This is a genomic window from Desmospora profundinema (genome assembly GCF_031454155.1).
Classification (GTDB): Bacteria; Bacillota; Bacilli; order Thermoactinomycetales; family DSM-45169; genus Desmospora; species Desmospora profundinema.
Genome location: NZ_JAVDQG010000003.1, coordinates 177,093 through 200,967, shown reverse-complemented (window position 1 = coordinate 200,967; position 23,875 = coordinate 177,093). Strand labels below are relative to the sequence as shown.

General features: G+C 53.9%; 31 protein-coding genes. All 31 read right to left on the bottom strand.

What is annotated here, in order from left to right:
• Positions 1–85 precede the first annotated feature (85 nt).
• A complete protein-coding gene (gene nuoK, locus JOE21_RS07360; protein ID WP_309864309.1) occupies positions 86–391 on the bottom strand; it encodes an NADH-quinone oxidoreductase subunit NuoK in 306 nt (101 codons plus the stop codon).
• Positions 391–849, bottom strand: coding sequence for an NADH-quinone oxidoreductase subunit J (locus tag JOE21_RS07355; RefSeq protein WP_309864977.1), 459 nt, complete (start codon positions 847–849; stop codon positions 391–393). The genes nuoK and JOE21_RS07355 overlap by 1 nt, the downstream gene beginning before the upstream one ends.
• A gap of 44 nt (positions 850–893) precedes the next feature.
• Positions 894–1,310, bottom strand: a complete 417-nt coding sequence (gene nuoI, locus JOE21_RS07350; RefSeq protein WP_309864307.1) for an NADH-quinone oxidoreductase subunit NuoI — start codon at positions 1,308–1,310, stop codon at positions 894–896.
• Positions 1,311–1,348: 38 nt separating this feature from the next.
• Positions 1,349–2,317: an NADH-quinone oxidoreductase subunit NuoH gene (gene nuoH, locus JOE21_RS07345; protein ID WP_309864974.1), complete on the bottom strand. Its 969-nt coding sequence runs from the start codon at positions 2,315–2,317 to the stop codon at positions 1,349–1,351.
• Between the two features lie 58 nt (positions 2,318–2,375).
• A complete protein-coding gene (locus tag JOE21_RS07340; RefSeq protein WP_309864305.1) occupies positions 2,376–3,074 on the bottom strand; it encodes an NADH-quinone oxidoreductase subunit C in 699 nt (232 codons plus the stop codon).
• Complete coding sequence (locus JOE21_RS07335; protein ID WP_309864303.1) at positions 3,071–3,589, bottom strand: NuoB/complex I 20 kDa subunit family protein; 519 nt, start codon at positions 3,587–3,589, stop codon at positions 3,071–3,073. The genes JOE21_RS07340 and JOE21_RS07335 overlap by 4 nt, the downstream gene beginning before the upstream one ends.
• On the bottom strand, positions 3,580–3,954 hold the full coding sequence (locus tag JOE21_RS07330; protein ID WP_309864301.1) for an NADH-quinone oxidoreductase subunit A: 375 nt from the start codon (positions 3,952–3,954) through the stop codon (positions 3,580–3,582). The genes JOE21_RS07335 and JOE21_RS07330 overlap by 10 nt, the downstream gene beginning before the upstream one ends.
• Positions 3,955–4,352: 398 nt before the next feature.
• The gene (locus JOE21_RS07325; RefSeq protein ID WP_309864299.1) at positions 4,353–4,760 is read right to left on the bottom strand and encodes a F0F1 ATP synthase subunit epsilon; all 408 of its coding nucleotides are present in this window, start codon (positions 4,758–4,760) and stop codon (positions 4,353–4,355) included.
• Between the two features lie 24 nt (positions 4,761–4,784).
• Positions 4,785–6,194, bottom strand: coding sequence for a F0F1 ATP synthase subunit beta (atpD, locus tag JOE21_RS07320; RefSeq protein WP_309864297.1), 1,410 nt, complete (start codon positions 6,192–6,194; stop codon positions 4,785–4,787).
• Between the two features lie 78 nt (positions 6,195–6,272).
• Positions 6,273–7,139, bottom strand: coding sequence for an ATP synthase F1 subunit gamma (gene atpG / locus JOE21_RS07315; RefSeq protein WP_309864295.1), 867 nt, complete (start codon positions 7,137–7,139; stop codon positions 6,273–6,275).
• A gap of 77 nt (positions 7,140–7,216) precedes the next feature.
• Positions 7,217–8,734, bottom strand: a complete 1,518-nt coding sequence (gene atpA, locus JOE21_RS07310; protein WP_309864293.1) for a F0F1 ATP synthase subunit alpha — start codon at positions 8,732–8,734, stop codon at positions 7,217–7,219.
• 33 nt (positions 8,735–8,767) lie between these two features.
• Positions 8,768–9,313, bottom strand: a complete 546-nt coding sequence (locus JOE21_RS07305) for a F0F1 ATP synthase subunit delta (protein ID WP_309864291.1) — start codon at positions 9,311–9,313, stop codon at positions 8,768–8,770.
• A complete protein-coding gene (gene atpF, locus JOE21_RS07300; protein ID WP_309864289.1) occupies positions 9,310–9,795 on the bottom strand; it encodes a F0F1 ATP synthase subunit B in 486 nt (161 codons plus the stop codon). The genes JOE21_RS07305 and atpF overlap by 4 nt, the downstream gene beginning before the upstream one ends.
• A gap of 105 nt (positions 9,796–9,900) precedes the next feature.
• Complete coding sequence (gene atpE, locus JOE21_RS07295; RefSeq protein WP_309864287.1) at positions 9,901–10,122, bottom strand: ATP synthase F0 subunit C; 222 nt, start codon at positions 10,120–10,122, stop codon at positions 9,901–9,903.
• 16 nt (positions 10,123–10,138) lie between these two features.
• Positions 10,139–10,867, bottom strand: coding sequence for a F0F1 ATP synthase subunit A (gene atpB / locus JOE21_RS07290; protein WP_309864286.1), 729 nt, complete (start codon positions 10,865–10,867; stop codon positions 10,139–10,141).
• Positions 10,868–10,877: 10 nt separating this feature from the next.
• The gene (locus JOE21_RS07285) at positions 10,878–11,270 is read right to left on the bottom strand and encodes an ATP synthase subunit I (RefSeq protein WP_309864285.1); all 393 of its coding nucleotides are present in this window, start codon (positions 11,268–11,270) and stop codon (positions 10,878–10,880) included.
• A 4-nt stretch (positions 11,271–11,274) separates the two neighbouring features.
• Positions 11,275–11,493, bottom strand: coding sequence for an AtpZ/AtpI family protein (locus tag JOE21_RS07280; RefSeq protein WP_309864283.1), 219 nt, complete (start codon positions 11,491–11,493; stop codon positions 11,275–11,277).
• 155 nt (positions 11,494–11,648) lie between these two features.
• Positions 11,649–12,788: a non-hydrolyzing UDP-N-acetylglucosamine 2-epimerase gene (gene wecB, locus JOE21_RS07275; protein WP_309864281.1), complete on the bottom strand. Its 1,140-nt coding sequence runs from the start codon at positions 12,786–12,788 to the stop codon at positions 11,649–11,651.
• A 271-nt stretch (positions 12,789–13,059) separates the two neighbouring features.
• On the bottom strand, positions 13,060–13,689 hold the full coding sequence (gene upp, locus JOE21_RS07270) for a uracil phosphoribosyltransferase (RefSeq protein ID WP_309864972.1): 630 nt from the start codon (positions 13,687–13,689) through the stop codon (positions 13,060–13,062).
• 230 nt (positions 13,690–13,919) lie between these two features.
• The gene (locus JOE21_RS07265) at positions 13,920–14,318 is read right to left on the bottom strand and encodes a hypothetical protein (RefSeq protein ID WP_309864279.1); all 399 of its coding nucleotides are present in this window, start codon (positions 14,316–14,318) and stop codon (positions 13,920–13,922) included.
• Positions 14,319–14,606: 288 nt separating this feature from the next.
• Entirely contained in the window at positions 14,607–15,854 is a 1,248-nt protein-coding gene (gene glyA, locus JOE21_RS07260) for a serine hydroxymethyltransferase (RefSeq protein WP_309864277.1), read from the bottom strand.
• Positions 15,855–15,936: 82 nt separating this feature from the next.
• A complete protein-coding gene (locus tag JOE21_RS07255) occupies positions 15,937–16,494 on the bottom strand; it encodes a TIGR01440 family protein (RefSeq protein ID WP_309864275.1) in 558 nt (185 codons plus the stop codon).
• The gene (gene rpiB, locus JOE21_RS07250; protein WP_309864273.1) at positions 16,491–16,940 is read right to left on the bottom strand and encodes a ribose 5-phosphate isomerase B; all 450 of its coding nucleotides are present in this window, start codon (positions 16,938–16,940) and stop codon (positions 16,491–16,493) included. Before rpiB ends, JOE21_RS07255 begins: the two co-directional genes overlap by 4 nt.
• A gap of 33 nt (positions 16,941–16,973) precedes the next feature.
• On the bottom strand, positions 16,974–17,627 hold the full coding sequence (locus JOE21_RS07245; protein WP_309864271.1) for a low molecular weight protein arginine phosphatase: 654 nt from the start codon (positions 17,625–17,627) through the stop codon (positions 16,974–16,976).
• A gap of 172 nt (positions 17,628–17,799) precedes the next feature.
• A complete protein-coding gene (locus tag JOE21_RS07240) occupies positions 17,800–18,531 on the bottom strand; it encodes a ZIP family metal transporter (protein WP_309864269.1) in 732 nt (243 codons plus the stop codon).
• Entirely contained in the window at positions 18,531–19,094 is a 564-nt protein-coding gene (locus JOE21_RS07235; protein ID WP_309864267.1) for a manganese efflux pump MntP, read from the bottom strand. The genes JOE21_RS07240 and JOE21_RS07235 overlap by 1 nt, the downstream gene beginning before the upstream one ends.
• Before the next feature lie 86 nt (positions 19,095–19,180).
• The gene (locus JOE21_RS07230; RefSeq protein WP_309864265.1) at positions 19,181–20,260 is read right to left on the bottom strand and encodes an L-threonylcarbamoyladenylate synthase; all 1,080 of its coding nucleotides are present in this window, start codon (positions 20,258–20,260) and stop codon (positions 19,181–19,183) included.
• Positions 20,261–20,296: 36 nt separating this feature from the next.
• Complete coding sequence (locus tag JOE21_RS07225; RefSeq protein ID WP_309864263.1) at positions 20,297–20,764, bottom strand: GNAT family N-acetyltransferase; 468 nt, start codon at positions 20,762–20,764, stop codon at positions 20,297–20,299.
• A gap of 173 nt (positions 20,765–20,937) precedes the next feature.
• Entirely contained in the window at positions 20,938–21,657 is a 720-nt protein-coding gene (spoIIR, locus tag JOE21_RS07220) for a stage II sporulation protein R (protein WP_309864261.1), read from the bottom strand.
• Positions 21,658–21,721: 64 nt separating this feature from the next.
• On the bottom strand, positions 21,722–22,621 hold the full coding sequence (gene prmC / locus JOE21_RS07215) for a peptide chain release factor N(5)-glutamine methyltransferase (protein ID WP_309864260.1): 900 nt from the start codon (positions 22,619–22,621) through the stop codon (positions 21,722–21,724).
• A gap of 182 nt (positions 22,622–22,803) precedes the next feature.
• A complete protein-coding gene (prfA, locus tag JOE21_RS07210; protein WP_309864258.1) occupies positions 22,804–23,868 on the bottom strand; it encodes a peptide chain release factor 1 in 1,065 nt (354 codons plus the stop codon).
• Positions 23,869–23,875: the final 7 nt, after the last annotated feature.

Genomic DNA, 23,875 nt, shown 5'->3' with positions numbered 1-23,875 from the left:
CTTGTGCTCTGTGAGTGCAAAGACGAATCAAAAACCATACCAGCCCTCCCTTTTTCTTACGGAAAAATGAATGACCAGACAGGCCCTAACCCTTCAACGAATCATATCGATCTACTTTCACGGTTTGCCTGTGACGGTAAAGGGCAAACAGAATGGCGATTCCCACTGCCGCCTCCGCCGCCGCGATCGTGATGGTGAACAACGTGAACACCTGCCCCGTCTGGCTGGCATACAATCCGTATTTGGCGAAGGCCACCAGGTTGATGTTGGCGGCATTCAACATCAACTCGATGGAAAAAAGGACAATGACGGCATTCCGTTTTGTCAGCACCCCGTACAAACCGATACAGAAGAGAATGGCTCCCAGGGCGAGATAGGATGTAACCGGCATCAGGACTTCGACTCCTTTTTTGCCAAGATGATGGCTCCTACCAATGCGACCAGGAGGAGCACAGATGTCACCTCAAACGGGATCACATAATGCTTAAATACCGCTTCTCCCAGATGAGCCACCGTGTATAATTCAACAGGACCGGTTTCACCGGAGAATGGGGTTTGATAAATCGCCCACATCAACAAACCGAACAATGCCCCCACTCCCACAAAACTGAGCCCCTCCTTCCAGAGGCTCCCCTCCTCCTCCCGTCCTTGATGGCGGGTCAGCATAATGCCGAACAACATCAGGATGGTAACAGCTCCCGTGTAGATCAACACCTGAACCACCGCCAGAAACTCCGCATGAAGGGTTACATAGATGCCGGCGATGCTGAGAAAGGTGAATGCCAGGGCCAAAGCCATATGCACCACCCGGGTGAGGTTGATCATAAAAACCGCTCCGCCGATCGCCATCACGGACAGGACAAAGAAGGCGATAAACTCTCCGCTCCAACCGTTCACTGTGGTCCCCCCCGAATGTTGGTGTTGTTCTCATGCAGCCACTCCATATCCTTGTACAGGTCATCGCGGCTGTACGAGGCCAACTCGAAGTTTTGCGTCATGACGATCGCTTCGGTGGGACACACCTCGGTACACAGATCACACAAGATGCAGATTTCAAAATTAATGTCGTAGGTGTCAATAATCTTGCCCCGCTTCCCGGGATCCGGATGCTTCCTGCCAGTCAGGGTAATGCAGTCCGTCGGACAAACCCGGACACATTGGTTGCAAACGATGCATTTCTCCGGATCAAAGTGTTGAATCCCACGGAAGCGATCCGGCATCGGAATCGGCTCATCCGGATACTTGTGGGTCACTTTTTTACGGGTCATCGTCTTCAGTGTGACACCCATCCCTTTGATCAGACCCATCATGAGGAATCTCTCCAATCACTTAGGTTGCCAACACGGGATCAATAAAACTGGCCAATCCATGGCACTTCCTTCAGAAGTGCAGACAGGAAGATGTTCAAGAGAGCCAGGGGCAGGAGCACTTTCCAGCCCATCTCCATCAATTGATCCACCCGGACCCGCGGCAGTGTGGCTCGGATCCAGAAGAGCGAGAAGACGATAAACAGGAATTTAATGGAAAACCAACCGACAGGCGGGATAAACGTCCATCCGAACAAGGGATTCCAACCGCCCAGAAACAGTACAGTGGTAAGAGCCGCCATCGCGAAGACGTACACGTATTCCGCCAGCATAAAAAACGCAAAGCGGAATCCGGTGTATTCCACATGATAACCGGCTACCAACTCCGATTCGGCTTCCGGAAGGTCGAAGGGGGTTCTGTTCAGTTCGGCCAGGGATGCCACGAAGAAAACTGCGAAACCGAGGATCTGGGGAACAATGAACCATATTTGCTCCTGAGCGCCCACGATTTCCACTAGATTTAAGGTGCCCGCCGCCATGATGACGCCCACCACGGACATCACCAGCGGAATCTCGTAACTGATCATCTGAGCCGCGGAACGCATGGCGCCCAACAGGGCGTATTTGTTATTGGAAGCCCATCCCCCAGCTAAAACCCCAATCGTCGTCACGCTGGAGATCGCCAGATAATAGAGAAGACCCACTCCAATATCCGCCAACACCCACCGATCCGAGAAGGGAATGACGGCCAGGACGACAAACGCCGGCACAAACGCGATGACAGGAGCGATCTTAAACAACGTACGGTCTGCGTTGGCCGGGATGATATCCTCCTTGAGCAACAGTTTGAAAATATCGGCCACCGTCTGCAGCAATCCCCAAGGGCCTACCCGATTGGGCCCGATCCGCGCTTGCATCCAACCGATCACTTTTCGTTCAAACAGAATGGCCACCGTCACAAAGCCGAGCACCACTGCCAACAAGAGCGCAGGACCCAACACCATCCACATGTTCAAGAGCGATCCCCCCTTTGGCCGGCCTGATCATTCATCATGGAATACAAAGAGATCAGACCCCCTTGTCATAGGGTTCATAATCTTTTCGGAGGGGATGGCCCACCCAGTCATCCGGCATCAGGATCCGCCGCAGGTTGGGGTGATCCGTGAACTGAATCCCCAACAGATCGTACACTTCCCGCTCATTCCAGTTCGCAGCGGCCCAAATCCCCGATACCGACGGCACTTCCGACTGATCCCGGTCCACCTGAACCCGGACGGACAACTCCCGATGGTGATCCAGGGAAGTCAAGTGGACGACTACCTCCAGATGGGTTTCATAATCCACTCCAGATAAATTCCGCAAATAGTCAAAAGATAGGCGGGAATCGTCAGATAACAGCCGGGCCAGCTCCAGCCAACGGCCAGACTCCACTACCAAGGTGGGTAAATGCCGGCTGGGTCGGTTGATAAAGGCCTCTTTTACCACATCCGGCCCCAACTCACTGCCGATCACCTTCAGCATCTCATCCAATACCGGCTGCTTGGGGGAAGGTTTCGGCGGTTCCTCCGGTTCTTTTTTCCGGACAGGCCTTTTTTTTGCATGAGCCGCTTTCGCTTTTGCGGCAGCAGCTGCCTTGGCTGCCCGGCTTGCACGGGTCTTGTTATCCCGCTCTTCTTTCGATTCCGAATCGCGGAAACTCCCGTTTTCTTCCTTCGCACCTCCGGCATCCCGCCCCTGTTTCTGCTCCTCGGACTCTCGACCGCTCATTGATCCGTCACCTTCTTCCCGGTTCTGGCCTCATAGCGAATCTTTTCCTGAAGCTTGTGAATCCCGTAGATCAATGCAGCCGGATTGGGCGGACACCCGGGAATATAGACATCGACGGGGACCACCTGATCCACCCCTTTGACGACTGCATACGATTTGACATATGGCCCCCCTGCCGTTGCACAGGAACCCATGGCGATCACCCATTTGGGTTCTGGCATCTGATCATACAATCGACGCAGCAGAGGCGCCATTTTTTTCGTCACGGTTCCGGCGACAATCATCACATCGGATTGGCGCGGAGAAGCCCGAAAAAACGAACCAAAACGGTCGAGATCATAGTGAGCGGCTCCCGTTCCCATCATTTCGATGGCACAACAAGCCAGCCCAAAGGTCATCGGCCACATCGAATTGCTTCTGGCCCAGGCTTTCACATTGTCCAACGTGGTGGTCAATACATTGCGATCCAGCTCCGCTCGTTCAGCCGGTGTCCACTCTTCCAGTCTCATGACCATTCCAACACCTTCTTTTTCCATGCATAGAGGAGACCGATGAGCAAAAAGAAGACAAAGATCAGCATTTCCACCAAGATAAACAGGCCGATATCCGCACGCAAGGTGTCATAGGCGACCGCCCATGGATAGAGAAAAACCGCTTCTACATCAAACACGACAAAAAGAAGCGCAAACAGATAGTAGCGCACATTGTACTGCACCCATCCCCCACCAGTTGGATCGACTCCGCTCTCATACGAGATCGTCTTGGCAGGCGAAGGCTGATGCGGCCGCAACCAGCGTCCCACTGTCAGCGCTACCGCCGGCAATGCCAATCCCAGCAAGATAAAAACGACGATCGTGACATAACTTTCTGTATAGTCCATTGATGTCCCCCCCGCCTCCGTCCACTTGCCCGTACCAGTCTCACCTGGGTTTTCCGATATCGATGTTCATACGAAAGGATGAGATTTTAATCGTGATGTCCCACTTTCCGATTATACCAAATCGTTCCTAAAGCGACTATCCCGAGACAACCTTCTTCTTCGAAAGCCGAAAATCGAGCGACCGTTCGGAAAATTTTCACGATGATAGCGTTTTCATTTTAATAGACTGCATGAATATCCCTATTTCATCCTCATTGTACCACAGGAAAGCGGTCCTCACTACATCCAATGGCGTATCCACCGCTATCTAATGAAAGTTGGGTTAAAGTAAAAAAACAACCACCCATCCTGTAGATGAGTGGTCGGTCTCTGTACCGGACCCCAAAACGGGGAAAGGATCACTCGCCGTCCCCGCCGACCCGGATGCGGATCATTGCCCGTTGTAAGGACAATTGCGCCCGTTTGAAGTCAATGTCTTCCTGTTTTTGATTCTGCAAGCGTTGTTCCGCCCGCTTTTTGGCCTCTTTTGCCCGGTTCACATCGATCTCCCCCGGCATTTCTGCCGTTTCTGCAAGCAGGGTGACTTGGTTGTCGTGAACTTCGAGGAAGCCGCCGCTGACGGCTACGTGAAATTCCTCTTCGCCTTTTTTCACCTTGACCGCAGAAATTTTCAACGGACTGATAAAAGGCGTATGGTGAGGCAAAATCCCGATATCCCCTTCGGCGGCACGTGCGATGACCATGTCGACCTGTTCAGAGTACACCTTCCGTTCGGGGGTCACGATGTCCAGTTGCATGGTTGCCATGGACATTCTCTCCTTCCCGTTCGATCAGACGAGGGTTTTTGCCTTTTCGACAGCCTCGTCGATATTGCCGACCATGTAGAAGGCGTCCTCAGGCAAATCGTCATGTTTGCCTTCCAGGATTTCCTTAAAGCTGCGCACGGTCTCCTTGACCGGAACATATTTTCCGGGAATGTTGGTGAACTGTTCCGCCACAAAGTTGGGCTGGGACAAGAACTTCTCGATTCGGCGGGCCCGGTTCACCGTCACTTTGTCCTCATCGGACAGCTCATCCATCCCCAAAATGGCGATAATGTCCTGCAGCTCTTTATAACGCTGCAACACTTGCTGCACACCGCGAGCCACATCATAGTGTTCCTGCCCCACGACGGCGGGCGTCAGAATCCGGGACGTGGAAGAGAGCGGATCCACAGCCGGGTAGATAAACTTGGCGGCCAAGTTCCGATCCAACTCGGTGGTGGCATCCAAGTGAGCAAACGTGGTGGCAGGTGCCGGATCGGTGTAGTCGTCAGCCGGCACGTAAATGGCCTGGATCGAGGTAACCGATCCTTTTTTGGTGGAGGTGATCCGCTCCTGCAATTGACCCATCTCGGTAGCCAACGTCGGCTGATACCCCACCGCAGACGGCATCCGACCCAACAGAGCCGACACTTCGGAGCCGGCCTGGGTGAAGCGGAAGATATTGTCGACGAAGAAGAGCACGTCCTGTCCTTCTTCATCCCGGAAATGTTCCGCCATTGTCAGACCCGTCAAGGCGACACGAAGACGGGCGCCAGGCGGTTCGTTCATCTGCCCGAAAACCATGGTGGTTTTATCGATCACGCCGGAATCCTTCATCTCATGGTAGAGGTCGTTCCCTTCCCGGGTCCGTTCCCCCACACCGGCAAAAACCGACAGACCGCCGTGCTCTTGGGCGATGTTGTGGATCAATTCCTGAATCAACACGGTTTTGCCGACGCCGGCACCACCAAACAGACCGATCTTTCCGCCTTTGGCATAGGGTGCCAACAAGTCCACCACTTTAATACCCGTTTCCAGCATTTCTTCCTGAGTGGATTGATCCTCAAAGCTGGGAGCCGGGCGGTGGATGGAAGAAGAATCCTTCACTTCCACGGTGCCTGCTTCATCGATGGGCTCACCAAGGACGTTAAACACTCGACCGAGGGTGTTGCGTCCCACCGGTACGGTGATCGAATTGCCGGTATCGACGGCTTTCATGCCGCGAACCACCCCGTCCGTGGAAGACATGGCTACACAGCGGACGGTATTGTCCCCCAGATGCAAAGCCACTTCCACCGTCAGGCTGATATCCCGCTCGCTGCTGGACTGTGCTTGATGTTCAATCTTGATCGCGTTGTTGATCTCAGGCAGGTGTCCCCGTTCGAACTGAATGTCGACAACGGGGCCCGTCACCTGAATGACGCGTCCGGTGCTCATCCCATTCCCTCCTTAACTGCTGATACGAACCGATCCAAAGTCATCCGTTCACTTTGGATTCCCGGTTCTTCAGGCTGCTCAATTTAACGCATTGGCCCCGGCGACGATTTCCGACAGTTCCTGGGTGATCGAGGCTTGACGGGCCCGGTTGTACTGGAGCGTCAACGAATCGATCAAATCGCTGGCATTGTCGGTAGCGTTGCTCATCGCGGACATCCGAGCCCCGAACTCGCTGGCCTTGGATTCCAACAGGGCACTGTAAACCAACGTTTCCGCATAGCGGGGAAGCAAGACGGACAATACTTCCTCCGCTGAAGGTTCATATTCGTAAAAGGTGTTGCCGGCGGATTTTTCCCCTTGTTCCAGGTCAGCTAGAGGCAAGAGGCGTTTTTCTACCGGACGCTGGGTAACCGGATTGATAAACTCGTTGTAAACGAGATACAACTCGTCGAAGGTCTCCTCCGCGTACTGCTCGACGGCCCGGGAGGCGATCCGCTTGATATCACTGAATTCCGGGCTGTCCGGCAACCCGGTCACCTCTTCGATAATCGGGAATTTCCGCCGTTTGAGAAAGTCCCGTCCCTTGCGCCCTACCACGAAGATGCCGTACTCGTCCCGGCTTTGATGACGCTCGTCCAAAGTGCGCACCAGATGGCGGAGCAAGTTGGTATTAAACCCGCCTGCCAACCCCCGATCCGATGTGATCACCAGATAGGCGGTTTTCTTCACGGTCCGGGAGATCAGCATCGGGTGCTTGACATCCTGGGCAGCGCCCGCGACAGAACCGATCACTTCACGCAACTTTTCCACGTAAGGCCGGGAAGATTCGGCCGCCTCCTGCGACCGGCGCAGTTTGGCAGCAGCCACCATCTCCATCGCCTTGGTGATTTGCCGCATGTTCTTAAACGATCCGATCCGCCGCTTGATATCCCGCATGTTCTGCATTCACACTTCACCGCCTTTCCTCATCCGCACCGGGAACGGCCGATGACCGTTCCCGTGCGAACCGCTCTGAAACCCCCTCAGGCTTCGGAGGGAGCAAACCCTTTTTTGAAATCCGTGATCGCTTGCTTCAGACCCGCTTCCACTTCGTCGGTCATTTTCTTCTGCTCGCGGATCAACGAAAGGACATTCGCATGCTCACTATCCACGAATGCATGCAGTTCTTTTTCGAAGCGGCGAACATCTTCCACCGGAATATCATCCAGGTAGCCTTTGGTTACTGCATAGATCGACAGGATCTGCTTCTCCACCGGGAGCGGAGCGTTCTCATCCTGCTTCAGGATTTCCACCGTCCGTTCTCCACGGGACAATTTAGCCTGGGTCGCTTTATCCAGGTCGGAGCCGAACTGGGCAAATGCCTGCAGATCCCGGTACTGAGCCATGTCGGCTTTCATCGTCCCGGAAGCTTTTTTCATCGCGCCGATCTGAGCGGAGCTACCCACCCGGGAAACGGAGATCCCGACGTTGATCGCCGGTCGCACACCCGCGTAGAAGAGATCCGACTCCAGGAAAATCTGTCCGTCGGTGATGGAGATCACGTTGGTGGGAATGTAGGCGGAAACATCCCCTGCTTGGGTTTCGATGAAAGGAAGAGCGGTCAGCGATCCGCCACCTTTTTCATCGGAGAGTTTGGCGGCACGCTCCAGCAGGCGGGAGTGGAGGTAGAACACATCCCCGGGGAACGCTTCGCGACCCGGCGGGCGACGCAGCAACAGGGAGAGCTCCCGGTAAGCAGCCGCTTGTTTGGTCAGGTCATCATAAACCACCAAGACGTGCTTGCCGTTGTACATGAAATGTTCACCCATCGTGCACCCGGCATACGGAGCCAGGAACAACAGCGGGGCCGGGTCGGAAGCATTGGCGCTTACGACAATCGTGTAATCTAAGGCACCGGCTTTACGCAGCTTTTCCACCACGCCGACCACAGTGGACTGCTTTTGGCCGATGGCAACATAAACACAGATGACGTCTTCTTTCTTCTGGTTGATGATCGTGTCCACCGCGATGGTGGTTTTTCCTGTCTGACGGTCCCCGATGATCAGCTCCCGCTGACCGCGGCCGATCAGGATCATGGAGTCGATCGCCTTGATTCCCGTCTGCATCGGTTCATGAACCGATTTCCGATCCATCACACCGGGAGCCGGGGATTCCACTGCCCGAAACTCCGACGTTTCAATCGGTCCTTTGCCGTCCAGGGGTTGACCCAGAGGGTTGACCACCCGTCCCAGGAGGGCATCTCCAACGGGAACTTCCATAATCCGGCCGGTCCGCTTCACTTCGTCCCCTTCACGGATGTCGCCGTAGGGACCCATGATCACGACACCGACATGATTTTCTTCCAGGTTGAGCGCCATGCCCATCACACCGTTGTGGAACTCCAGGAGCTCACCGGCCATGACGTTGTCCAGTCCGTGGACACGGGCGATCCCATCCCCGACTTGGATGACGGAACCGACATCGACCACTTCCATTTCACCTTGGTACTGCTCGATCTGCTGCTTAATAAGCGAGCTGATCTCTTCCGGCTTGATGCTCATGATTTCACCCCTATCTTTCCGATCCTTCTTAAGTTAACCCAAACGGGATACAGCCACGTTCTTCCGGAAGCGCTCCAGTTTCGTCTTTAAGCTTCCGTCGTACAGGCGGTCACCGATTTTGACAATAACCCCGCCCAAAATATCGGAATCCACGTTGTTTTGGATGTGGATGGTCTTTCCAATCCGTTTTTCGAAAGCGGAAACCAACGCCTTTTGATCCGCCTCTGTCAACGGAGCGGCGGATACCACTTCCGCTTCGACGACACCCCGTTCCGCCATCGCCAGGTGTTTATAAGCGGTCGCGATCCCGGTCACTTCCAACTCCCGTCCCCGGTCGACCAGTAGGTGGAGAAGATTGCGTGTGAATGCGGACACATCCGGGAACAGTTTATCGAAGAGATTTTTTTTCTCTTCCACAGTCACCTTCGGATGTTCCAGCCATTTCAAAAGGTCGGCGTTTCCTTGGAACACATCGGCCACCGCAGTGACCTCGCGCTCCACAGTTTCCAATTCGCCGTTTTCGGAGGCAGCTTCAAACAGGGCTTTGGCGTAACGGTTTGCAACGCTGCTTATACTCATTGCAGTTCGCCTACCTGTTTGAGATAGCGATCCATCAGCTGGGAGTGCTCTTTCTCATCCAACTCTTTTTCAATCATTTTGGAAGCAAGAGCCACTGACAACCCGCCCACTTGCGCCCGCAGGTCGTTTAAGGCTTTTTCCTTTTCACGGCCGATTTCAGCCGTCGCTTCTTCGATCATTTTTTGTGCCCGATCATGGGCGTCTTGAATGATCTTTTCCGCTTCCCGCTCTTTTTGCGATTTTGCCCGCTCCAGGATCTCCTGCGCTTCCTGGCGTGCTTGCTTTAACGCTTCCCGATGCTCGGCGGCCAACTTCTCCGCCTCCTCGCGGTTCTTTTCCGCTTCGGAGATCTGGCTTTCAATGTGGTTTTGCCGTTCCTCCATCGTGTTCATCAGGGGACGAAGGGCAAAACGGGACACCAGCAACATCAGGACCAGAAAGGCACCCAATTGAAACAGCATGGTACCAAAATCCAAACTCAAGGCCGGTCACTCCCTTCAGTCGGCATTCGTGATGGATGAAAAGTTCCGATCAGCAAGGAAGGCGGGGAGGAATGGTCCCCGCCCTGCCGCTTTGCTTACTCCTGATTAGAAATGTCCTCCCTGTACCAACAGGAACAGACCGATACCCACAGCGATGATCGGCACAGCCTCAACCAACGCGATCCCCAGCAGCATCCGGCCCAACAGACCGCCGGCTTCCGGCTGGCGCACATACCCGTCCAAGAAACGACTCACCACAAAGCTGTTGCCCAGACCACCGGCCAGAGCGGCAAAACCCAACATCAAGCAGATACCCAACAATTCCATTTACAATTCCTCCTTATCAATGTTGCGGAGTGTATTTTTGAGAGATGTAGATCGTGGCCAAAATGGTAAACACATAGGCTTGTACCGCCCCGATAAAGACGGAGTAGCCCAACCACACCAACAGCGGAGCTCCGGTAGTCAACGGCCCGCCCAGTTTGATCAGGATCGTGATCAGGATCTCACCGGCGAAGATGTTGGCCCATAGACGCATGGCGTGCGTCAACGGCTTGGTAATCTCCTCAACGATATGCATCGGATTGATATAGGCTTTAAAATAAGCCCCCGGATGTCGTGTAATTCCGATGAAATGGGCGAACAACGTGATCGCCAGCGCCATGACCACCGGCACGTTAAAGTCAGCCGTCGGTGATTTAAAGAATGAAAGGTGGTCCGTCGACGTGACACCCAGGGCTGGTATGTCCTGATTCACGTAGCCCGTCGCCATCATAATGACACCCAATTGGTTCGCAAAGAAGATGAACAAAAACAGCGAAACGACAAAGCCCATGAACTTCTCCGCTGTCCGGTTGTCAAAGCTCTGGCGAACCGTGTTCCGCATAAACTCGATCAAGAGTTCCATCACGTTCTGCATGCCGGTCGGTCGCCGCATATTACGGCCACGTGTCGCCAACATCATAAACAGGAACACGACGATGCAGGTGAACATGGTGGAGATCATCACGGTTAAATCGAAAACGAGGGGGAAGCCCAATACATCAATGGAGAACTTGGGCGTCTTTTCCATTTACTCTCTCTCACTCCTTTCCGCCTGAAATCTTGTTCTTGCTGTCGTCCCGCCACATCAAACCGGCGAGTATGACCGTGCCGACCGGAAGTCCGAGTAGAAATGCGAGAATGTTGAAATGATGGGGAAACCGGGCGATCACGAGTACGAGCACACCGGTCATCAGCAGCCGGAAAGCGAATCCGGAACCGATGCGCCGTTTGGAACGGTGTTCAACCAGTTCACGCATCATGCGAAGCCGGCGGGACAATGTGAGGGTGAAGTAGAAACTGGCCGCAATACCCAGTATCAACCCCGCAAAAAGGGGTTTTAAAGGCGTGAGGTACCAGAGGATGGCCAAGGCGGAAAGGAGTGTGAGGTTCAGCCTGACCATCTGGCGGTGTACCGGGTGGGAGGTGTCCATGCGCTCATTCCTTTAAGTACACAATAATCGTATAGATGACGCTGAGGAATCCCAATACCAACCCGGAGCCGATCCCCGTCAGCAACATCGCTGGCTCGGTGCCCCATCGCTCGTCCAGCGCCTTTCCGATCCAAATGCCCAGGAAAGCGAACAACAGGATCTCCAGGCCGAGGGTGCCGATCAATCCCATCAACCGCCAGGGATTGTCTGTGTTTTTTTTCACAATCCCCACCTCCGAAGAAAAATCGGCAGGGCAATCAAATCACGATCCGGCGGTTTTTTCAAAAGGTTGATGACACTGGATCTTTCCCCGTTTCATACTACCGGAGCATTCCCGCCCTTGTCAACGCTTACGCAGCCATGATTATGAACGATTCGTCACAATTTGAAAGGAACGGGCGGGTGTGGAATTCTTCCAAAATAGTATAAAATGGCATCGGCAATCCGGGTGGATGCCCGTCCGTCTCCATAGGGGTTGGCCGCACGGGCCATTTGTTCATATTCTCGCTTCTCCCGCAGTAATCGGTCCCCCACTTCATACAATCGATTCTCATCGGTTCCCACCAACCGCAGCGTTCCCGCCTCCACTCCTTCCGGCCGCTCTGTCGTCTCGCGCATAACCAGCACCGGGACGCCCAAGGAGGGGGCTTCTTCCTGTACACCACCGGAATCGGTGAAAATCAAATGACTGCGAGCGATAAAGTTGTGAAAGGAATCCACCTCCAACGGCGGGATCAAATGAACCCGCTTATGATCCCCCAGACAATATCGGGCTGTTTCCTGGACGGCAGGGTTCAAATGAACGGGAAAGACCGCCGCCGTATCCGCATGCCGGTCCAGCAGACGCCGGATCGCCCGAAACATGCGAATCATGGGTTCACCCCAGTTTTCCCGCCGGTGGGCGGTAACCATAATGATCCGTTTCTCCTTTATCTTCTCCAATACTGGATGGGAAAAATTCTCTCGGACGGTTGTCTGCATCGCATCAATCACGGTGTTTCCAGTAATAAACACCGAATCCTCCGGTTTTCCTTCCTTCAGCAGATGATCGGCGGCCCGCCGGGTCGGCGCAAAATGCAGATCAGCCAAGATCCCCGTCAGACACCGGTTCATCTCTTCCGGAAAAGGAGCGTATTTGTTTCCCGTACGAAGCCCGGCTTCCACATGGCCTACCGGGATGCGGCAGTAATACGCCGCCAGGCTGGCGGCAAACGTGGTGGCCGTATCCCCATGTACCAATACCAAGTTGGGACGCTTTCGAGAAAAAAACGGTTCCAACCCTTCCAATACCCGTGCCGTAATTCCGGCCAACCCCTGCCCTTGTGACATCACATCCAGATCTACGTCCGGCTGAATCGAAAACAGCTGCAAAACCTGATCCAGCATCTCCCGGTGCTGCCCCGTCACACATACCGTCACATCAAATGCGCTCCGCTGTCGCAAATGCCGGATCAACGGGGCCATCTTGATGGCTTCCGGACGGGTGCCGAAGATGGCGGCTATATGAATGCGCTCCAATCCTCACGACTCCCCTGTCCCTTGTATTCTATTTCATTTCTGAACCGCCTTAGGGCGTGTCTGAACAATCCATAGCACGAGATCCCGGGTCGGTATGGCTGTCTTCGTTTCGTTGCAAAAAGCGCATAGCGAGACCGGGAACGAAGTGAACCAGGCGAGACTTGTGCTCTGTGAGTGCAAAGGCGAACCAAAAGCCATACCAACCCTCCCTTCTACTCACGAAGGATTGAATAACCAGACAGACCCTAGGTCAAAATGGGTGATAAACCTATCACCGCGTACCGAACAACCGGTCGCCGGCATCTCCCAGCCCGGGAACGATATAGCTCTTTTCATCCAGCCTCTCATCGACGGCAGCGACATAAATATCCACATCCGGATGATCCTGCTGAACCCGTTCCACCCCTTCGGGAGCGGCGATCAGACACATCAGTTTGATGTTTTTTGCCCCCATCTCCTTGATCATATCGATGGCAGCCGCTGCTGAACCCCCTGTGGCCAACATCGGATCGATCACAATCAGTTCGCGTTCCCCGATGTCGGACGGCATCTTGGCATAATATTGGACCGGCTCCAGGGTTTCCGGATCCCGATACAACCCGATATGTCCTACTTTGGCAGCCGGAATCAAGCGCAGGATCCCGTCCACCATGCCAAGGCCCGCCCGCAGGATGGGGACAAGCCCCAGTTTTTTACCCGACAGCACCCGGCAGGTTGCCTTCTGCACCGGTGTCTCTACCTCCACTTCCTTAAGCGGCATCTCCCGCGTAATCTCATAGGCCATCAAAGCGGACACTTCCTCCACCAGCTCGCGAAACTCTTTGGTTCCCGTGTTTTTATCCCGGATATAAGTCAATTTGTGCTGAATCAACGGATGGTCAAACACGTACACATGGCCCATCGTTTCAACTCCCTTCAAAAGTTCCAACCCATTGTGAACCACCTAAGATAAAAAGGCAAGATCAAAGGATCCATCCACAAGCCCATGAATATTCTACCAGTTCCAAGAATGGAATACTATGCGCATAAAGCCGATGCTCATAACAAAACCGCCTTCCCCTTCAGGAGAAAGCGGTCTGATTCAACTCGGCACGATAAATAACATATATCAGCTTAAACTCAAATCAGACTTTAGTAATTAACTTTTCCGGTGACATGAGCGGTACCGGAACGACTATGATTGTAAAGGGCTATTTTATACTTTCCTTGGCGATTACTAACTAACGCTCTAGCTCCTGTACATTTGCCGCAAATATAACCTTCATATACCCTTACTGGTATTCGTTTTGTGTGATCATGAACCAGAATACGTATTGTTTTGTTAGATTTGTTATTATACGACATTGACAAGTTATTGGTATTAAAGTATTTTCCTGTCCCGCCACCGATATAAATCCTACGTTCAAATTTTGCGTCGTAACTATGACTTGCTGCAAATGCACTTGTAGGAAGCAAAATTACAGACATCACGACCGCTGCCATTAAACAAACAATGACCGGAATCTGTTTACTTTCCATTGACAGTTTCATCATAAAACACTCCTTTTTGGTTTTATAAGTATTTATATACAACTCGCATTATATAAGACTTTTCTCAAATTAACAACAATTTATTTATAACATTATAATATTTAAATATCGCATGTTTCAATTTCATAAAAAATCCCCTCTGATTACTCAGCGCTATAGCCTATTTTAGATAGACTATTTACACTGACATCATGAGAGGACTTAAAGTAATAACCAAAGCTTAATTATATTAAAGTGCTTTAACCACCTTATCCCTTACGTAAACAAAGACTTTTCCTTCCCTGTTCCTTACACTTCCAGATCCGGATAGAGCGGATAGGCGGCAGTCAAGGCAGCCACCCGTTGGCGCGCTTCTTGCTGGGCATGTTCATCCTCCGGGTTTTTCAGCACCTGAGCCATGATCGAGGCGATCTCCTCCATCGCGTCCAACCCCATGCCGCGGGAGGTGACGGCCGCGGTTCCGATGCGGATGCCGCTGGTGACAAAAGGACTCTCCGGATCAAAGGGAATGGCGTTTTTATTGGCGGTAATCCCGGCGTCATCCAGCAGAGCTTCCGCCGTTTTCCCGGTCAGCCCGAAATTCCGCACATCGATCAGCAGCAAGTGGTTGTCAGTCCCGTCCGAAATCAGCTGAAATCCTTGTTTCTTAAGAGAGGAAGCCAACCGCTCGGCATTGTCCACCACTTGTTGGGAATATTGCTTGAAACCATCCTCCAACGCTTCTTTAAAAGCAACGGCCTTGGCAGCGATCACATGCATCAAGGGGCCGCCCTGAATTCCCGGAAAGATCGATTTATCGATGGCTTTGGCATATTTCTCTTTACACAAAATCATACCGCCGCGAGGACCTCGCAGGGTTTTATGAGTGGTCGTCGTAACAAAATCCGCATGGGGGACCGGGTTGGGATGATGACCGGTGGCCACCAGCCCGGCGATGTGGGCCATGTCCACCATCAGGAGGCAGCCCGCCTCATCCGCGATCTCCTTCAGCTTGGCGAAGTCGATGATGCGGGAGTATGCACTGGCTCCAGCCACCAGCAGCTTGGGTTTGTGCTCCAGGGCCAGACGACGCACCTCTTCATAGTTGATGCGATGCGTTTCACGATCCACTCCATAAGCGACAAAATTGTACAATTGCCCGGAGAAGTTAACCGGGCTGCCGTGGGTTAAGTGACCGCCATGGGCCAAGTTCATCCCCAACACGGTGTCGCCGGGCTGAAGCACGGTTAAGTAGACGCCCATGTTGGCCTGGGCACCGGAATGAGGCTGAACGTTGGCATGTTCGGCTCCAAACAGTTTTTTGGCCCGATCCCGCGCCAGGTCCTCCACTACATCTACAAACTCACAGCCGCCATAATAACGCCGACCGGGATAGCCTTCTGCGTACTTGTTGGTTAGGACGGTGCCCAACGCTTCCAAGACTGCCCGACTGACAAAGTTCTCCGATGCGATCAGCTCGATGTTCCCCTGTTGTCTCCCCAACTCCTGACTGATGGCGGACGCCACTTCCGGATCTCGGTGTCTTACGTGTTCCAATGCATAAGTCCTCCTTTTGCCTTCGGTTCATTTCATCTATTGTAACAAACGGGACCCGATTTGGCTGGTCCAATGAAAAAAATCAATCTTCCAATACATAGACAGCCCGTGCGCCGCCGATCAGCTTCGGCCGTGTCTTGGCCATGGTGACATGGGCCTTTCCCACCTGCTGCTTGGAAGGACGCACCGGAACCGCCACCGGTTTGATGTGCATCCCGATCAATGTATCCCCGATATCCAGCCCTGCATCCGCCTGAATCGACTCCACCAGGACCCCTTCTTGAAAATGTCGGAAGGCATAAGCCGCCATGGCACCCCCGGCCCGGGGGACCGGTACGGCGGTCACAGGCGTCAGAGCGAAGGCTTCCGCCGTTTTCCGTTCCACCACCAGTGCCCGATTCAAGTGTTCGCAACACTGAAACGCCAGATGGTAGCGGTAACGTTTCTGCACTTGACGGGCTCCCTCCCACACAGCACGGGCGATCTCGTCGCTTCCAGCAGTTCCGATTCGTTTCCCTGCCACCTCGCTGGTACTTACCCCCATGACGAACAGGTGCCTTTCATCTAATGGAGCGGCACGGAGAAGTTCTTCTGTAAGCCGAACCACTTGACCGGATAGTTCAGCGAGGGAGGCACTCATAGCGATTCTCTCCCCTCCAGTGCTCCGATTTTTTCCACACGCCGGCTGTGCCGCCCACCGGCAAAATCCGTCTCCAGCCAAGTGGACAAAATCATTTCAGCCAGTCCGGGACCCACCACCCGTTCACCCAAGGCTAATACATTAGCATTATTATGCTCTCTGCTCATCCGTGCGGAAAACGTATCGCTGACGACGGCACAACGCACACCCGGAACTTTATTGGCGGCGATGGACATGCCCAAACCGGTACCGCACACCAACACTCCTCGATCAAAATCACCGGCTGCCACCCGTCGAGCAACCGGCAACGCGTAATCCGGGTAGTCGACGGACTCCTCACATTCACACCCCACGTCTTCCACTTCGATTCCGCGCTGTTCCATCATGGTTTTAAGGGTCTCTTTCAACCGGTATCCTCCATGATCCGATCCGATAATGACACGCATCCCCACGCCTCCTTTATGATTACCATGACACGTTCAACCTTCTCGCTGCTGTGACTGAACCCAATCCACAAGCCGGTTCACCCACGCTTCAATTTCTTCGGCAGTCTTACGGTAACGATCAGTATCCCCGCCAAAGGGATCCGCTACATCGGGGTTATCTCCAAGTGAATCCAGCCCTTCGGAAACTTCCTCCAACTGCTGGGCCAACTCCCGCAATTCCCCATCCAGTGCCGCTGCTTTCTCTTTGTCCCCGTCGGCTTGGGCACGGGCTTTCATCGCACGGCGGGTCTCCACCTCCACCAACAGCTGATCCCGCTTGCGCCAACGCTGCTCCCGATCCGCTTCCCGTTCCAGGATCCACTCCTTTAAAGTATACGCTTTATCCACTGCAATTGGATGGGAGTGAATCAGCCACTGCCGATGACTTCGGGTCATGGTCAGCACCACATCCGCCCAATCCAGCAACTCTGCGGTAACAGGCTGGGATCGATGATCACTGTGGTCGATTCCTTTCTCTTTCAACACTTCTACCGCCGGGAAAGACGCGGCGCCCCCCGGGAGTGCCGATACCCCCGCCGACTTTACTTCCAGGGAAAGTCCCCGTTCTGCCGCCCGCTTTCGGAGCAGTGCTTCCGCCATCGGACTACGGCAGGTATTCCCTGTACAGATGAATAAGAATCGCTTCATTCCGATCCCCTCCGTCGATCAGACCCCATCCCACTTTTCATCAACTCGTTCAATATTCTTCATTTTCTCAAGCTGAGCTGTCAATATGCAAGCCCTTCCTCCACATTCCAATTAAAAAAATAAAAAACGTCCGCGCTCCGGACGCCGCATCCCTCTATAACCAACCACCCTGTTAAGGGCCGAACCCATGCCCATGAAGAAGGTGGAGGAAAAAAGCGATCAACAAGCCGGCGAACAGACCGAACCAGGCCGACAAACGATTTAACCGCCATGCTTGCGGCCATACCTCCTGAACGACAACCCAAATCATGGAGGTAACTGCGAAAAAGAGCGCCGCCGCCACTTGCTGCGGAGATTGCACCACCGCTAGTCCCAACCATGTACCCATGGGCAGGGATGCACCGGCGATGAGACTAATCCACGCCACCTGCCATCTGGAACGTCCGGAAGCAAGCAACGGAGCCGCCAAGCCCATCCCTTCCGGGATATTGTGAAACATCATTGCCAAAGATAAAGTCCATCCCCAGTCGGATCGCGTTCCGTAACCAATACCGATCGCCGCTCCTTCCGGAAGATTGTGGGCAATGATAGCAGCTGCAAAAAACAGACCCAAGCGTCCATAGGGATCACCGATTCCACCATTGCGGGAGTCGATCACCCGGTGCAGACAGGACATCACCGCCACCCCTCCTGCCAGGCCCACACCCAACGTCCACCAAGACGGATGGACACTCGCAGCCGCAGGGATCAATTCAAAACAGGCGATCCACATCATCACCACACCCGAAAAAGAGAACGCAAAGGACAGCCAACGACGGGAAAAGTCCCCCCATCGCAACACCAGTGTCGTCCCTGCAAAGGTGGACAATCCCGCTAAAACACTCATCACCAATGCTTCGTGCATCACAGCAAAAACCTCAATCCGAGGCCGATGAGAATCATCCCACCCACAGCCTCCCCGTAACCGCCGATCCACGCCCCCACTCGACGCCCCAAGAGCAGGCCCGCACCCGCCATCAGCATGCCCATCCAGCCGAACAACAGCATGGTCAAGAGAGTGTCCGCCTCAAACAACCCCAACGTCAAGCCGGCAGACAACGAGTCAAGACTGACACTGACGGAAAAGAGAAAGATCCCCCAAAAAGAAGCCAGATCCCGGAGTACGCCTGCCTCCCCTTGTTTCCGGGCATGATAAAGCATATTGACCCCGAGAAAGATGAGGAGACCGCCCCCTACCATGACTGCGATCTTTTCCACAAACAAACCCAGCACTCGGCCGATTACCATGCCCGCCAACGGCATGACTGTGTGAAAAAATCCGATGGTAATACTGACAAGAATCGCTTGCCGTAGGAGGATTCCCCTCATCCCCACTCCGATCCCGAGGGAGAAAGCATCCATCCCCATCGCAATCGCAATCATAAACAGGGTCATCAGTTGCCCCCATTGGGGCAGCGTCCACTCCATCCTCACTCCTCCCCCGCCAGGAAGCTTGTCTATAGACGCTATGCGGGGTTGGACAAAAAAAGAACCGACCCTTCGGGGCCGGTGGTCTAAGGCGATAAATTCGTATTCGTATCGATCAACCGTCCGTCCGCCGCTTTACTTAAACGGTTCATCACTGAATCGTACAGGCCTTTCCCTTCAAATCCTTCCGCAACAATCCACTCTGCTCCCAGTTCGTCGAAGCAGCGCAGGACACGGTACAAATTCCTGGCCACGCTGGCGGGATCCGAACGGCGTCCGCACGGAAGGACCCAATCTGCCCGGTACCGTTTTCTCCGCTCTTCCGTGGTCAATATCCCTACTTTATACCCGGCAGCCGTACCTTCATCAGCCAGGGCCTGCACCCGTTTCACCTGAGCTTCCCCGCTTCCGGCAACCACCCACATCTCACCACGGGGGGCGTAATGGCGGTACTTGACGCCCGGAGAGCGTGGAACTACTGCTCCTCCCTGTAATCCGGGATCCACTTCCACTGTAGGAGTCACTTGCTGCAACCGATCCAGTGTAATCCCACCGGGTCGCAAGAGCAGGGGAGTCGGCCCCGTTACATCCACTACGGTGGATTCCACACCCACTCCGGATGGGCCGCCATCCAACAAACCATGGATGCGGCCTGCCAAGTCCCCCCATACATGTTCAGCGGAGGTAGGGCTCGGTTTGCCAGATCGATTGGCGCTCGGCGCCGCTACCGGCACTCCCGCCTGGAATAAAAGGGCCCGGGCCACGGGATGGGAGGGAACGCGCACGCCGACTGTGGATAACCCCGCCGTCACGGACGAAGCCAACGTCCCGCGGTGTTCCAGGACGAGAGTGAGGGGACCAGGCCAGAAAGCGGACGCCAGGCGGCGCCCCGTCTCCGGCATCTTTCGGATCCAATCATATAAGACTGATTCCTCCGCCACATGGACAATCAAGGGATTGTCCGACGGACGGTCCTTCGCCCGGAATATGGATCGTACCGCTAAATCATCGGATGCGTCCGCTCCCAAACCATACACGGTCTCCGTGGGAAACGCCACCAGCTTCCCTGCTCGAAGCATCGCGGCCGCCTCTCCAACAGCAGGATCATTCCGTAATGAGGGCAGGGAGCGTCCCCCGGGATCGATTTGCCAACGTCTGGTGTTCATGGATGTCGTCCTTTCCCTGATACCGGTTCACCTGTATCATACCACAGGGCTTCGCGGCCGGGAGAGACGCCGGTTCACCATGGCCACTCCTCCTTCCGCTTTCGCTCGCCGAGCGTGATCCGACTGACGGATCTCTACAGGGATCGTCTCCCAATCGACAAGAACAAACCCGAAATGTTCAAAAATAGGCTGGGCAATACTTGTCATCAGATACACTTCGTCCAATTCCAACCGACGAGCATGAGCAAGAACCACACCGATTAACTCCAAACCCGTCGTCGCATTCCAGGATCCGCTCTCCATCACAAACGAGCGCAATAATCCTTTATTTCGGTATATCTCCAATCCCACCGTTCCAATCCGGGTCCCGGGTTCACGGGAATCCTCCACAACCAGAAACTGCTCCAGATGCTCGTCCACTCCTTGGTCATTGATTTGGGCATTCCGCAACAAGCTGGTAATCCAATCGGCATCCTTTACTGTTGCCTTCCGTACAGCAAACATCCCAACACCTCCCGGGCAGGTTTTTCTCTCTGTCACTCTATGTGCACACAAAAGAAAATAGAACAAGAAAAACCCGGTTTACCCGGGTGAGGTTGCTGACGATTTCGTAACCACTCTGCATTTTACAGCGGAAGGCTTGGCAGGGTCCCTTCGTTTCTCAGGTCTCCGGACTTTTAGCGGGTTCCGAACAGGGAAGAGAAAAACCCCTCCAGGGACTCCAGCAGAAACCAGCGAACCTCCACTTCCGTTTCACCATGGGCGTTTTTTTCGGCCACCACGGACTCCGCTCTTTTGTTGGGTGCGGCCCAAGCTTGATTCGAAGCCATCGCTTGAGCGGACAAGGCGGATTCCGATTCAGGAACGGCATCACCGTTGCTCATATCCACAAAACACAACGGCGGGAATAATACACACCACCAATTATCCCCTTTGCCTTCACCAATCGTAATCAGAAGCGCTTCATACTCTCCTGCGGGATAGACTTGATCCCCGTAAAGCTTAGTGGGAAAAGGCACCATTCCGTACTGAATCTTGACGGTTTGGTTGGAGCCGTGTTCACGCAGGGTCTCTTTTGCCAATCGCTCGATGCGGGGGAGTTCATTCTGGATGGTGTCGCGCGCCTCTTCGATTGAGCGGGGTTTTTTAGACCAGTTGTCCATTTCACGGATCACCGCATCACGCACATTCCGCTTCAGTGCTTGATCCTGCAGGGAATCACTGTTGGCCAGAATCCGCAACCGAATGGCACGATCTGGAACCGCCTGCTCTCCCTGTGCTTCCATCTCTACGGGGAGAAACGCTTGGCTTGCCGGTATTCCTCCGTCCGTCACCCCCATCCAGACAAACGACGCTACTGCCAAACCCACCAATGAAAGATAAGTCCAAACCTTCATGGATAGACCTCCTAAACGGTTCTATCCACCAGTATGGACAGGCCGTGCCGGGATTAACCCTATTTTACAAGGAATCCGGCAATCTTCCCTTCGAGGCCAACACCATGCGCTCCCGTCCGGCCAAATCCAACAGAATCCGCGTATCCGCATTCGATGACCAGCGCTGCTTCAGTATGCCCACTACGTCCTCTCCCTGGCCCACTCCGATCTCAAAAGCGACCAAACCCGGATCCCTCAGCACTTTTCCCAGATCATCGGCAATGGATCGATACGGGGTAAGCCCGTCCGCTCCGCCGTCCAGTGCCAAACGGGGTTCATAATCCTTCACCCCCGTCTCTAATCCGTCGATCTCCTCCGAAGGGATATAAGGCGGATTGGACACCAGAATGTCCACTTCCCACTTCTTCTCCACCAGCGGCTTCAGCCAATCCCCCTGCAGGAACCGCATCCTCTCCCGTACACCATGCCGTTTCGCATTCCGTTTGGTGACCGCCGCTGCTTCAGGGGATACATCGACTGCATATACCTGCCAATGCGGCCGTTCCGCAGCCAATGTAACCGCTACGGCACCGCTCCCGGAGCCCAGATCCGCCACCTGAAGTGACCGATTTTCCCAGATGGAGTCCGCCGCAGAGAAGAGTGTTTCCACCAACTCCTCCGTCTCCGGTCGGGGAATCAAGACAGACGGGTTAACCCAAAAGGATCGTCCGAAAAACTCCTGTTCTCCGGTCAAATATTGAATGGGAATACCACGGCTGTGGGCATGTACCCATTTTTCCGCCTGCAGGCGTACCGATTCCGGTACGGAGGAGTCCATCTCCATGAAAAAGCGCGACCGATCCCATCCCAATACCGAGCGCAAGATCCACTCCGCCGCAAACAACGGGCTGTCCACCCCGGCACGTTTTAACTGTTGTCCCAAGTCCCGATACAAGCTGTTTAACGAATAATCACGAGCCGTCATCCATTCACCCCTTCCATCAAAACACTCAAGGTTGCTGACTAGGCCATATCTGAACAACCCGCAGGGCGAAGTCCCGGGTTGGTATGGCTGTCTTCGTAAGTATGTTTATCATGAAACAAACCCGGGTTCCCCCGGGTTTAATAAAAAACGACGATTGAACCATCTGCTCCAACACGGGGTAATCACTCCGCTTGCAATAACTCCGCCTGCTCCTGCATCGTCAACGCATCGATAATCTCATCCAATTCCCCATCCAACACCAAGTCCAGTTTGTGCAGTGTCAATCCGATCCGGTGATCCGTAACCCGGCTTTGGGGGAAATTGTACGTTCGAATCCGTTCACTTCGATCCCCGGTTCCAACCTGACTTTTTCGGGCATCGGCTACTTTGGCGTTCTCCTCTTGCCGAGTTTTGTCCAACAGACGGGCTCGCAAGACACGCATCGCTTTTTCCTTATTTTTTATCTGTGATTTCTCATCCTGGCAAGAAACGACAATTCCACTGGGCAGATGAGTGATGCGAACCGCCGATTGAGTCGTGTTAACACTTTGTCCTCCGGGACCGCTGGAGCAAAAGGTATCGATTCGCAAATCCTTATCATGGATTTGCACTTCGACTTCTTCCGCTTCCGGCAACACAGCAACCGTCGCGGTAGAAGTGTGAATGCGCCCGCCGGATTCCGTAGCCGGCACCCGTTGTACGCGGTGGGCTCCGCTTTCAAACTTCAACCGGCTGAATGCTCCCTGTCCCTTGACGGAAAAAATCACTTCCTTGAATCCACCCAAGCCGGTGGTGTTAGCATCCAAAATCTCCGCCTTCCATCCCCGGCGTTCACTGTAGCGGGCATACATTCGATACAAACTGGCTGCAAACAGCGCCGCTTCTTCCCCCCCAGCAGCCCCTCTCACCTCCACGATCACGTTCTTATCATCGTTGGGATCTTTGGGCAGCAACAGGACTTTCATCCGATCTTCCATCTCTTTCTTTTTCCGGATTAAATCATCCAGCTCCGCTTTCACCATTTCCAGCAACTCCGGATCGGATTCCTCAGCCTGCATCGATTTGGCATCCTCCAGCTGCTTTAAGATGTTTTTGTATTCCAGGTAAGCCTCCACCTTGGGCCCCAGATCCGCTTGTTCTTTAGAATATTTCCGCAGTTGGTCCGCATCGGCAATCACACTTGGATCGCTCAGCAACCGATTCAGCTCTTGATAACGTTCCCGGATGGATTCTAAACGCTCCAGCACACCGCTT